Below are 12,152 nucleotides of genomic sequence, written 5' to 3'. Positions count from 1 at the left end.
ACGACCATATGACTCCACCGCCCTCATAACGACCCCAACTGCTAGTTACTCGGGGGAAGGAGCGGCAGGGTTACTCGGAGGACAGCCTGTTCCGGCCCCAGAGGGCAAAGGCAAGGCCGCCAAGGCCGATCAACAGCACGCCGCCCATGATAGCCATCAGTGCGAAGGTGTTCGCTCCCTGTCCGCCCTTGCCCACCACGACAGCCGCCTGCTTGGCCTTCGCGTTCTCCTCGATGGGTTTGTTCCAGTCCGGTGCCGTGGAAAGAGCCGCTGCAGTACTGGGCAATGCCGCGGACGGGATCGGCGTCGCCGTGACCGAAGGCGAAGGCCCATCCGTCGCAGTTGCCTCCGGCGTCGCCGTCGCTGTTTCAGCCGGAGGTGCCGGGGCAGCCGGGGCAGCAGTCTCCTGCGGGGCTGCAGGCGCAGGTTGGGGTTCGGCCGGCTCTGGCGCGGGGGGCTCTGCCGGCGGTTGAGTGGGTCTGGGTTCCTGCGTCGGCTTCGGCGCGGGGTTCAAGCAGATGGCCTGGCCCGGCGCACAATCCGCGGCTTCGGCGTGTGCGGTTGCCAGCGGAAAAGCAGTCAGGCACATGGCCAGGGCCACGGCCATGAGGGCGATGGGAAGCGGACGGTTCACGGCTGTCTTGGGCGCGGAGGGGCGTCGGTTCATGGTTACCTCTGCGGGGCCAACGCAAGCCAGCCCCGGTGTTGGGGATGTTTCGGGAATCTTCCTACAGCAGCAACTTCAGCCGCAAATCGAGCTTGTCGGGTTTGGACAAACTCAACCAGCGGGAATCCTGTTTTCCGGGGGCGTCGCCAGTTGCAGTTTGCGTGCCTTGCCTCGCCCGACAACGTAGCCCCGACCCGGAATGAAATTGGTGCTGACTTTGCCCAGGGAAGTGTTCAGGAGACTGTCGCCTTCGATGTCGCCGGGGTTGAGCAGAAGCCCCCTACGGCCTGATTTGAAGGGCTGGGCCAGTGACCAGGCGGAAGACCAGGTGGAGGATTCGGATTCACCGATGACCCACTGCTCTGCCTTGATGGATGTGGTGACGAGCCGTTCGATTCCGGATTCGGCCAGGGTGTCGCTGAACTCGGTGAGTCCCTCGATGAAGATGGCCAGCTTGCCCGGGTTGTCCGAGGAATGGTCGATCAATCCGTCAACGGATTCCTCCACGGCGTCGGTCCCAACAAGTGAGCGGTTCCAGATGGGCAGGGAGGCTACGGAGGACCTCCGTGACCCGATGTAAACCAGTTCGGTCTCCGGATTGGACCGACGCAGTGCATAGGCCATCGTCACCAGCGCCACGGTTCGTCCCGCCCCGGGAGGCCCAGCGACCAGCAGCGGCCCGCGGGCCGTGATCGACGCCGGGTCCAGGGACTCGTCGTCGACGCCGATGACGGGCTGGTCTGTGGATCCCACGGGCAGGATGTCCAGGTCCACCTGTTCGGGCAGCTTCTGGATCTGGGGCGCCGGCTCCAGTCCCTGCCTCTGCATGGCCTGGCTGAGTTTGTTGACCTCGCGGGCCTGGAGTGCGAGGTTGGAGTTGCCGCCCAGCACGGCCAGCTGGACTTCCAGGTTGCCGAGCAGTCCCCTGCCGGGCGGGGACGACGGTCCCAGTACGTCCCTGGGTACGTCAAGGGACAGGTAGTCGTCTTCGGAGGTGAGCCTGAGGACCAGCCGACGCTGGATAGAGGCCAGGAGCGACGGCGGTACCGAGTTCGGCCGGTCACCGCTGACGACCAGGTGGATGCCGAGCGGACGGCCGTCCGTTGCCAGCTGGAGGAAGATGTCCCACAGCGCGGACAGCCTGCTGTATTCGTAGGCTTCGCGGAAGGCCGACATGCCATCGACGAGCAGGAAGATTCGCTTTTCGTCCGGCCGGTTCGCGAGCTTGCGGTACTCCACGATGGTGGAAGCCCGCACTTCGGCATACCGCTCCGAGCGTTCCTCTGCGATGTCACGCAGCCAGCGGAGCAGGCGCCCCACCCGTTCGACGTCGTCTCCGCTGATGATCTCTCCCACGTGCGGCAGGCCGTCGAGCATCCTCAGGCCCGAGGAGCCGCAGTCGATCCCGTAGACGTGGACCGGCCCGCCGCGTGGTGTGACCGCGGCGGCGATCGCGATGCCTCGCAGGGCCGCGGACTTGCCTGAACCGCCGGTTCCGTAGACGGCCATGTTGCCGTCCTTGTCCGGTTCGTAGAACACCGTTGGCTGGTCCTGGTGGGCCGGATCATCTGCGACGCCGAGCAGGAGCCGTTCATCGGTTCGCGGGTTCGGCAGCTTGGAGAAGTCGTAGGTCGTGGCGAGCTCGTTGAGCCATGGTTTGCGCGGGGGTTCGATTCCCAGCCAGTCTGCTGCCTGGATGATGTTCTGCGTCATCCGGGCAATGTCGTTTGGACCGGCCGGGTCTTCCTTGACGGCATCGGCAGGGGCTGGCGCCTCCCAGCTGGGACCGGAGCCGAAGGCCATTTCAACAATATCGATGCGTGGTCGCTGCGGTTTCTCCGTGGTCCAACCGCCCGCATACCCGGTCTGGAATCCCTGGATGCGTCCAGGGCCGGTTTTGGCGGCGCCGCGTCCGGGGATCGACGGGTCAAAGTAGGCCGCGGTGGGCACTCCGAGGATGTCGACGGCGTCGTCCTCGTCTGCCATGCGGAGGGCTACACGGAGGTTGGTGTTGGCCCGCAGGCTGTCCTTGATGACGCCCGCCGGCCGCTGTGTGGCGAGGATCAGGTGAAGTCCCAGGGAACGGCCTCGCGCCGCAACGTCCACGACGCCGTCCACGAACTCGGGCACTTCGGTGGCCAGCGCCGCGAACTCGTCCACGATGATAATGAGGTAAGGAGGAGCCTCGGGGTCCGCCTCACGCTGGAGCGCCAGGAGATCCTTCGCTTTCTTCCGGTTCAGGAGATGCTCGCGGTAGTGCAGCTCGGCCCGCAGCGAGGTCAGGGCCCGTCGCACCAGGTGCTGCGACAGGTCAGTGACCAGTCCCACAGTGTGCGGCAGGTGGAGGCAGTCGGCAAAAGCGGCCCCACCCTTGTAATCGACAAACAGGAAGCTGACGCGGTCCGGACTGTACGCGGCCGCCATGCCCATAACCCAGGACTGCAGGAATTCGGACTTGCCGGCTCCCGTGGTGCCGCCCACGAGGGCGTGCGGGCCCTCGTTCTTGAGGTCAAGGTAGAACGGCTCCACGCCTCTGGAGCCCACCAGGGCACGCAATGTGCCGTTGTCCTTGCGATTGGCAACCGCCGAGGAATGGACAGAGTTATTCTCCTGCCAGCGCTCGGCCACCACTTGGGGGTTCTCCAGGAAGTCCTTGCCAATGAGCGTGGCGTAGGAGACGGCGCGCGGCAGGTCGGAGTCGTCGTCCACAGGCTTGCCGACGTCCACCAGGGGGGACATCATGCGGGCCAGTTGGAGGGCCAGTTCGGCGTCGAGGGTTTCGCAGCTGACCGGATAGCTGTGCCGGCCGAGCCGCACTTGGCCTGTAGTGGTGCCGTGGTCGCCGTCGACGGCCATAAAGTCCCGGCATGCTGCGGGGATCGCCTGAAGGTTTGCGGCAACCCACATGACGTGGATTCCCGAATCCGGACCGCGCTCCACGAGGCGGGTCAAGCGGCCCCGATCCACAGGGGCGTCATCCTCAACTACCACCAGGATGGACGGAATGGCAGGCTGGGCCACTTCGTTATTGTCGCTCTGCAGGCCGGGCCTCGGAACGGGACGGGGGTCCCTGGCGTGGGCTTCCCGCTGCTCCACCAGGTCTTCCAGCCGAGCCAGGAGGGACGACCCGGCTGCCGGTCCTGCGGCGAGATGATCGCCGCCGAGCGGGCTATGGCCGGAACCCACATGGGGCAGCCACTGCAGCCAGCTCCAGCGGTCCCTGGACCTTGCCGAGGCGATTGCCGTGACCACCAGCTCCGCCGGTGAATGCAGGCCGACCATTTGCAGCACCATCCCGCGGGCCACATCATCCACGAGCCCTCGTTCGCCCGCCACGCCGAAGGAGCCGGAGGTCCGCAGCTGGGAGACGATGGGGACTCCGTCGATCATGCGCACCTGTTGCAGGCATTCCTGGATTTCCCGCATGTACTCGGGCTCGGTGTCGTTGTTGGCCGGCTCCTCAAATTCGATTCGTGAGAGTGCCGTGCCCAGCCCGAACCGCACCCCGAGGAAGCCATGGTGTTCCGGCCGATGCGTCCACAGCAGGGGGCCCAGCTTATAGATGGCGTCCACGGTGTCGCTGACGGAGGGCGCTTCCTGGAGCCGCACTGACCGTTCGACGTTCTGCTTCGCTTCGATGTCCTCACGGAACGCCGCCATGGAGGCGCGGAAATGCTTGTGCCCCTCCTTTTTCTGCCGTTTCGCCTGCATCTTGTGGTCCACATAATGGCCGATGATGAACAACGGCATCATCATCATGAACAGGACAGACAGGACGTTCTGCGTCACGGCGAAGAGAATCGCGCCCATCATGATGGGCGCGATCAGCATGATGTACGGGAACGGCTGGTGGTCCGGCCGCTTCGGCCCGGCAGGAGGAACCCTCTTTGGTTCGGCGAAACGGGGCACGACCCGCGGGGAACGGTTGAAGTCCACCAAGGGAGAGGTGGGCGTTGCGGCGACGTTGCGGGACAGGGAGACCACGCCCACGGTGGTGTCCCCCAGTGTGATGGTGTCCGAGGAATTCAGCGTTGCCCGGGTCACCGGAAGCCCGTCCATCAGGAGTCCGTTGGCCGAATTGGTGTCCACGATTTCGACCGTCTCGCCAACGCTGATGCGGGCGTGCCGCTTCGACGTCATGGGATCGGACAGCCGGATGTCCGCGTCCCGGTCCCGGCCGATGTAGCTGGTGCCGGATGGCAGCGAAAATTCGCGTCCGACGTCGGGCCCGGAAAAGACCCGCAGCGTGGCTGCGGCGGGACCGCGGTTGGCTCCGGGAACGGCGAACTGTTCACTCACCCTGGTCAAGGACACGGTGGAGCCGGGTCTGAGGCCGGATTCCAGGAGGTTGACTGCGGGGTCCAGCACGTTTCCGGTCATACCGCCAGCCACGAAGGCCTCGTCGATGCGCAGGGACAGGTTCGACGGCGGTATGGCCCCCTTGCGGGCCGGGTCCGCCGCCCATAATTCGCCGGCGATATCGGCAACGGTGGCCCGCCCATCAACGGTTACGGCCAGGTCTTTGGCTTCCGCAGGCTCCCGGCGCAGGGTCAGTCGGAACTTCACGCTTCGTCGACTCCCCTCAAGTTCTCCAGCAGGTACAGATCGTCACCAGTCACCAGATGCGACGTAACTGCGTATTCAACCAGTCGTGCCCGTCGGTTGGTGGCGAGCTTCCCTCCGCCGCCGCGAAGTCCCACGACACCGACCCGGTCCAGCTTGTCGCAGACGTTGTCCAGCTTGCGATTGAACCGGGTCAGGGCCCAGCCAAGGCGCTTTGCAGCTTCCGCCGACGAGGGGATGGCGCTGAAACCCGTCCCCTCCCGGCGCAGCATCGGTTCCGCAAGGGCGACGATGAGGGCCTTTTGCGAATCTGTGAAGACGACGGGCCCGATAGTGGTATCCCCGGCGGAATCGTCGTCCCGGGCTTCCTGCCGGAATGACGGGGTCCTCAGGTGGACGGCGAACTCATAGGTGGTCGGCCCTGCGGTAAAGATGACGTTGGTGTGGCTGAAGACCAGCGGAATCCTCGCCCCGGGCGAGAGCCAAGCCTGCATGCCGCCAGAGGCGTCCGCAATGGTCGCCGAGAGCATGCTGCCCACATTGTTCAGCCACCAAATGCCGTCGTACCGTGCGATCTGCAAGAAGCGGCGGTGCAGATACGGATTGTCATCGACTTCCAGATCCCCCTCGCGACCAATGTTGAAGACATCCTCATCGGACGGCTCGTACCATTCCCCGCAGAAATCTATTGCCAGATCTCCCATTTTTCCTTCCACTGTTATTGGGCAGCCAGGCAGGCTATGGATCCTTCACCCTCGGGCGACGCCGCTCCGTCCGATCGGACAATGATGACCTGAACACAGGTCGGTTCGGCGGGGTTCTCGCTCACTTCCACCTGGTTGGCGCTGATCGACACGTAGCTGCCCTCGCCCCTGGCGGTCTTGATCCGCCACTTGAAGCTGTCGCCGTCCTTCGGCTGGGGGTTCTTCCAGGTGAAGACCGCCTTTCCGGCCCCCGTTCGAGACCCGGTGAGCGCTTCGACGTCGGGCACGTTCCCGCTGTCCAGGGCGTCCACTGGAGGCCTGCTGGGCTCCTCCGTTTCCTGGGCCTTGGGGGTGCTCCCCGCGGCGAGGACGATGCCCACCACGATTGCTATCAACAGCACTGCCGCGCCCGTTGCCGCCAGCCACAGGTTTCGGTGACGGTGGTCGACCGGCCGGCTTTCGACGTCGGCTCCCAGACCGTCGGCTTTGTCACCGCCGGGCCTGGGAGCGGCCGAACGGCCGATCGTGGTGGCAGCGAACTCCGCTTCCGCTGTCTTCGTCCCACGCAGGACTGTACGCTCGTCTGGATCTTGATAGAGAGCATCCACGGCGGCAACTGTCGGATGGGCGGGCAGCCGGCTCTTCAGAACGGTCGACGACGACTCCTCCACTGCGGGCTCCGGCAGGGCGGGTTCGGGTGGAGGCGAAACGAGACTCGCTGGCCCCGGCCGCGCTGGTCCTGTCCTCGCTGGTTCCGGCCGTGCCGGTTCGGCCCTCGCTGGTTCCGGCCGCGCTGGTTCGGCCCTCGTGTCGGGAAAAGTGCGCGCCGGGAAAGTGGGGCCGGTTCCCGTTGTTGCCGTCCCCTTTGCCTCCGGGTCGATGGAGGCGATACCCCGGACGCGAGTCTCCTCGAAGCCGTCGTCCGGGTGCCCGTCATCGGAGTGAGGCTCCTCGAGTACTTCGAACGGCGTGACCGACAGGTTCAATTCCGCCTGGATACGCTGCAGGGCCAGCGCGAACGCATGGGCGGAGGAATACCGGGAACCAGGCGCTTTGGCCATGGCCGTTGCGAGGACAAGCTCCAGCGACTCAGGGACGTCAGCGCGTCCCAGGCGCGGAAGCGGCGCATTGGTGATCCGGGCGATCAGCTCCCGCTGCGAGTTGTCCTGTCCTGGCAACACGAACGGCGACCGCCCGGCCAACAGCGTATAGAGGGTGGCACCCAGTGCCCAGACGTCCACCAGGACGCCGCTGACGTTGCTGCCCCGGAACTGCTCCGGTGGTGACCACGGGATCGACATCCCGGCGTCGTCGTCCGCTTCGGCGCCGATCGTGCCGGAAATACCGAAGTCCGTAAGGGCAGGACGGTTGTAGTCGGTCACCAGGATGTTGGCCGGCTTAATGTCGCGGTGGGCGATGCCCGCCCGGTGGGCCGTTTCGACGGCGGATGCCACCTGGATCCCCACGGCAAGCACCTCGTCCACGCTGAAGCGCTGCCTCCTGTACCGCACGTCCAGGCTGGGACGTGAGCAGTACTCCATGGCGAGGTACGAATGGCCGTCGTCCGTCACTTCGGCTTCAAAGATGGTGACGATGTAAGGGTGCGAGGAGAGCTGTGCCATAAGGTTGGCCTCGGACTCGAAGCGACGGCGTGCGCCCTCCGTTTTAAGGTCCGAGAGCAGCACCTTGATGGCTACTTTGCGCCGGGGCCTGTCCTGCTCGTAAAGGAACACGTCGGAAAAACCGCCGGAGCCCAGGAGGCTGACGTACTTGAAGCCGGGGATGTGTGGAGGCGGTGCTGGGGGCCTCTTGGAACTCACGGAATCTCCTCGAAACGCAATGAAACGCCGTCACCCAGTTCGGCGATATCCCCGTCAAGGAGGATCGCCATTTCGCTCTGGGCGAGTCGGCGGGGGGCCTGGCCTTCGCGGACCAGCACCGTACCGTTGGTCGCCTTGAGGTCGCACAGCATCACGTGCCATCCCTCAAGCCGGACCTCCACATGGGAGCGCGAAATATCGCCCCCGGGGCTGGCGACCTGGACAAGCCGCGGCATCGCACCGCCCTGGACACAGGCAACCGAAGGCTGCCTGCCGATAATTAGGGACTGATCCAGGTCAACGACTTCGCCTGTGGAAACCCTCATGCGGCCCAGCCTCGGACGCGGCGCCTGGATAGCGTCTCCCGCCAGCGGCAATCCGCAGCTTGAGCAGACGGCGTAAGTTGGCGGATTGGTGTGGCCCTGGGTGCAGACGCGGGCCAGTACTTTGGGGCCGCTCGCGTTTCCAAGCGCCCTGTCTTCTTCGGCCTTGCCTTCTTCGGCCTTGCTTTCGTCCGATTTGGGTTGACCGAGTCCGGAGAGACTGCTCTTCATGACGGTCTGCCCGTCGTGGTCGCCATCGATCGTAGCGGCTTCTGCAAGGTTGTCCTGTTCGCGGCCGGCTCCCCCATTGTCAGTTCCAGGTACCTCTGCAACAGGCGGGCTGGACTGGTTTGAGGAAAGGGGCTGGTTTGTGGGTTGAGACCGGTTTGGCACCAGGGGCTGGGTTTGGCGCAGCGGCTGGGCCGGGCGTTCGCTTCTGCTCCAAGGTACCGAATCAATAAGCCCGGAAGGCACCTCGAAGCGCCGCGTCGAAGGCGCCTCGGTGCTCTTTACCGACGGCTCGTTGCTCTGTGCCAACGGCTCCTTCGGTTCGTCTCCCGGCTTTTCCGGATGCGGGCCAGCCGGGGCGGAGGTGGAGGCCGCATCGACTACTACTTCGCCGGCCGAATCTTCTTCGTGGGCGGGGGTTTTTTCGTGGGCAGAGCCTTTTTCCTGCGCCGCTACTTCTTCATGATCCGCCTCGGCATCCGGATCGACGCGTATGGCAGCGTCTTCAATGTTGCGGATGACCGTCTTGTCCCACAGGTGGTCGTAGGAGCTGGTGAACTCCTCCTGTGCCGGGGTGGCAGCTTGCTCGTTCGGTGCCGTGCGGACTGCTCCTGCGGCCGATTGTGCCTCCGGTTCCGAAATCTGAAACGCTTGTACGCCCTCGCTGGCCCCTATGCCCCCAGCGGCCCCAGGACCCCCAGCCGCTTCTGCAGCCTCAGCGGCTTGTGCGCCTTCACTCGATTCGGGGCTCAGGCCCGGGGCGATAGTCATGTCGAGGTCATCGTGGAATGCCATGACGGTTTCCGCTGAAACCTCCGACGCTGAAACCTCCGACTCGATGCCGGGGTGGCGCCGTTCCGGCGGCGCAACAGCTGGCGCGAACGATTCAAGCGGGCGCGTAGCAGCTTTCGCGAAGCCAGCGCCTTTCGCCAAGCCAGCTTCGATCGACAGCCCAGCTCCGATCGACAGCGCGAAACCGCTAAGCATTACGACGCCTTCGGCCAGTGGCAGCGCCTGTACTGCGGGCGCACTGAGCCCAGGAATCAGGCTGGCGTCAGAGATCCTGAGGCCGAACCACTCCGCACCAGTAATCCGGCGCTCATTCCAGGTGGTGATGTCCCGGCCGCTGATGGTCTCCTTGCCGGATGCCCCGTGGACCTCCAGTTCAAGTCCACCACGCAGGAAAACACGTAGTGGATCCCGTGAATCGATAATCCCAAAGGGTGGGATCCGCGACAGGGACACTCCAAAACCCTGGGTAACCTCGTGAAGCACCTCATGGGCTTCCGGCTCGTACTCCAGGAAATCCCAGAGTGCAGCAACCAGCTCCTCCCGCGTTTCCGGCGCCAAAAGGACAATGGTGCCCGAACGAATGATGCCGAACCATGTTCCGGGCGCGTACCTGCTAATTGCCATTCCCGCCCCTGTCAGAAGGAGCAGCACCGCCAGAGGGAGCAGCACCGCCAGAGGGAGCAGCACCGTCCGCGGCGGCATCAGCTACAGCATCGGCTACAACGGGGCGGGGAAGGGTGTCGACGTCCTCGACTGCGGCGACAGGTCGCGGTGCTGTGGTGGCAACAGCGCCTTCCCCGAGCACATTCTTGGCGTCGACCACCACCACAGTGACGTTGTCCCTGCCGCCGTTCCGCAATGCCGCCTGGATGAGGGCATCAACGGCATCCTGGGGGTGTCCCACCGTACTGAGGATCCTGAACATGTGATCGTCGCCGAGTTCGCCATTGAGGCCGTCTGAGCAGATGAGGATGCGATCTCCCTCCTCAATCGGGAGGAGCCAGAAGTCCGCCTCGGTCTCGTCCCCGGTGCCAAGTGCCCTCGTGACCACATGGCGTCGGGGGTGGGTCGCAGCCTCTTCCGCAGTGATATCTCCGGCATCCACCAATTCCTGGACCTCGGAATGGTCCACGCTGACCTGCTGGAATTGCCCCTGGCTGAGCCGGTAGGTACGCGAATCGCCGATGTTCATGACAAGCCAATACGGCAAGCCAAGCTGTTCTACGACGACGACTCCGGACAATGTGGTTCCGGCACGGGCGCCCGTGGCGTTCCGAATCCGGGAATCAGCCTCAAGAATGCATTCGTGCAAGTCAGCGGCAGACGCCGTCCGGGCACCGGTAGCAAGCTGCGGCGCCGAACCGAGCGTCCGGACGCACAACCCGCTGGCGATCTCGCCGGCCTCATGCCCACCCATCCCGTCCGCGACCGCAAACACCGGGTCCGAGGCTATGAAGGAGTCCTCGTTGAGTTCGCGCCTGAGGCCACGGTCCGTTCCGTAGCCGTAGCTGAGGCGGAAGCCATGGTCCCCTCCGTTGTCCGACGTTGCTTCGGCGGGCTCTGCGTTCATGCCTGTCCTAGGTGGAATGTGCGGTCCCCGAACTGAACGGTGGATCCTGGGCGGACGAAAACTTCCTGGCCCGGAAGCAGCCGGGTCTGGACGCCATCCGGCGTTGTCACGGCGCTTCCGTTGGTGGAATTGCGGTCGGTGACCCATGCGCCCCCATCGGCGAGCCGCAGGTGGAGGTGCGTCTTTGAAATGGAGCGGTCCGGATCGGCAACAGGCACCAGTTGCTCGACGTCTTCTCCTGCCAGAGCCTCAGGATTCCTGCCAAGCAGCACCGTCCGTGCCAGCCGGATATCCTGGCCGTCGTCAAGTTTGATGCGCATCACGGCCTCTTCCCGTGGCCTGGCGTCGGAGCGCAGCTGGGTGCGGTCAACGTCGTCGTCCGGGTGCTGGCTCGTTCCAGGCACCTGCAAAGGCACCTGCAGCGGAGGCTGCGACTGGGTGGCTAGCTCGTCGGGCACCTGCAACGGTGCAAACAGCCGGACGGGCGGCTGCAGCTGATTGGGGTTATTCAGCTGATGGGGATTGTGCAGCTGATTGGCATTGTGCAGCTGGCTGAGGCGGGCGGGGGAAGCGATGCCGGGAGCCGGGGACGCGACAGCCTGAACCGGGGGAAGATCAATCGGCGCGAAGCTGTAGGGACCTTGGATACCGCCGGTTTGCACCGGGTTCCGCCCCTCCTTGACATCGAAAGCCAGCGTCTTGGCGGCCTTGTCATGCCAGCCCCGAAGCCTGCCTTCCCGGTCACGGTTATTGGAAACCACCACCAGGACAGCCCAGGCAGTCCCAAGCAGCAACAAGCCGGGGAGCACCCACACGGCGATGCCGTAAAGGCCCAGCATCACGAGCGGGGCCGTGGCCAGGACCGCGAGCAACACACCCGCTCCCGTGACCAGGCCGCGCAGGAAGACCGCGCCGCCACCAGGCGCGTACCCGTCAGCGTCGGTGCTACGGATTCCCATGAGCTGGTTGCCGATCGTGTTACCTGATCGTCCTTCAATAACCACAAGGGCAATCAGGTAGACGAGGGTCAAGGCACTGCCGATGCCGCCAAGGAGAACCAACAGGCTGGTGTCGTAGACAATGAAGCCGCCACGGCGGGTGGTGGTGATGCCTGCCATGCCGATGGCGAACGCGATCGCGAGCACGATCAGCGGACCCAGCCAATCCAGTACGGCTGCGCCAAGCCTCTTGCCGGCTGCTGCCGGTACCACATCAAGCTTGGTGGTCATTCTGGTCCCTCCCCCGTGGGCCGCTTGTTCGTACTGTCCCGGCGCTGCCTGCAATCCCGGCCGGCCAGCAGTACCCGGCAGCACCATGGCTTCCGGTTGCGCCGACGCTATCGCGATCCTACCGGGATTCGCCGCGGACCTTTGTCCTTGAGCATCAGGAACGGGGTTGTCGGCGTTGCGATCGATCCGCGCCGCACGGTTGCTGAGGGGCGCCCCGCAATGTGTGCAGTAGGTGGCTCCAAGGCGTACCGACTGC

At 64.9% G+C, this 12,152-nt stretch carries 7 protein-coding genes; all 7 read right to left on the bottom strand.

Features of this window, described 5'->3' with window-relative positions; genetic code table 11:
* Positions 1-70 precede the first annotated feature (70 nt).
* Positions 71-667: a hypothetical protein gene (locus J7E82_RS11310; RefSeq protein WP_214862708.1), complete on the bottom strand. Its 597-nt coding sequence runs from the start codon at positions 665-667 to the stop codon at positions 71-73.
* A gap of 111 nt (positions 668-778) precedes the next feature.
* Positions 779-5,233 (bottom strand): FtsK/SpoIIIE domain-containing protein, encoded by a 4,455-nt coding sequence (locus tag J7E82_RS11305; protein ID WP_214862707.1) that lies wholly within the window; start codon positions 5,231-5,233, stop codon positions 779-781.
* Positions 5,230-5,934 (bottom strand): hypothetical protein, encoded by a 705-nt coding sequence (locus J7E82_RS11300; RefSeq protein ID WP_214862706.1) that lies wholly within the window; start codon positions 5,932-5,934, stop codon positions 5,230-5,232. The genes J7E82_RS11305 and J7E82_RS11300 overlap by 4 nt, the downstream gene beginning before the upstream one ends.
* Positions 5,935-5,948: 14 nt before the next feature.
* Positions 5,949-7,754 (bottom strand): serine/threonine-protein kinase, encoded by a 1,806-nt coding sequence (locus J7E82_RS11295; protein ID WP_214862705.1) that lies wholly within the window; start codon positions 7,752-7,754, stop codon positions 5,949-5,951.
* Positions 7,751-9,721 carry an FHA domain-containing protein gene (locus tag J7E82_RS11290; RefSeq protein ID WP_214862704.1) on the bottom strand — a complete coding sequence of 657 codons (1,971 nt, stop codon included), beginning with the start codon at positions 9,719-9,721 and terminating at the stop codon, positions 7,751-7,753. Before J7E82_RS11290 ends, J7E82_RS11295 begins: the two co-directional genes overlap by 4 nt.
* Positions 9,711-10,667: a PP2C family serine/threonine-protein phosphatase gene (locus J7E82_RS11285; RefSeq protein WP_214862703.1), complete on the bottom strand. Its 957-nt coding sequence runs from the start codon at positions 10,665-10,667 to the stop codon at positions 9,711-9,713. The genes J7E82_RS11290 and J7E82_RS11285 overlap by 11 nt, the downstream gene beginning before the upstream one ends.
* The gene (locus J7E82_RS11280) at positions 10,664-11,896 is read right to left on the bottom strand and encodes an RDD family protein (RefSeq protein ID WP_251041765.1); all 1,233 of its coding nucleotides are present in this window, start codon (positions 11,894-11,896) and stop codon (positions 10,664-10,666) included. The genes J7E82_RS11285 and J7E82_RS11280 overlap by 4 nt, the downstream gene beginning before the upstream one ends.
* Between the last annotated feature and the right edge of the window lie 256 nt (positions 11,897-12,152).

Source organism: Arthrobacter sp. ISL-30, from assembly GCF_018613855.1.
Lineage (GTDB): Bacteria > Actinomycetota > Actinomycetes > Actinomycetales > Micrococcaceae > Arthrobacter.
Note: the sequence above shows the minus strand (reverse complement) of the source record. Positions and strands in the feature narration are given on the sequence as shown.

Excerpts from the sequence above, each read along its gene's own strand:
- J7E82_RS11310 (WP_214862708.1), bottom strand. The coding sequence starts at position 667 with ATGAACCGACGCCCCTCCGCGCCCAAGACAGCCGTGAACCGTCCGCTT.
- J7E82_RS11300 (WP_214862706.1), bottom strand. The coding sequence starts at position 5,934 with ATGGGAGATCTGGCAATAGATTTCTGCGGGGAATGGTACGAGCCGTCC.
- J7E82_RS11290 (WP_214862704.1), bottom strand. The coding sequence starts at position 9,721 with ATGGCAATTAGCAGGTACGCGCCCGGAACATGGTTCGGCATCATTCGT.
- J7E82_RS11285 (WP_214862703.1), bottom strand. The coding sequence starts at position 10,667 with ATGAACGCAGAGCCCGCCGAAGCAACGTCGGACAACGGAGGGGACCAT.
- J7E82_RS11280 (WP_251041765.1), bottom strand. The coding sequence starts at position 11,896 with ATGACCACCAAGCTTGATGTGGTACCGGCAGCAGCCGGCAAGAGGCTT.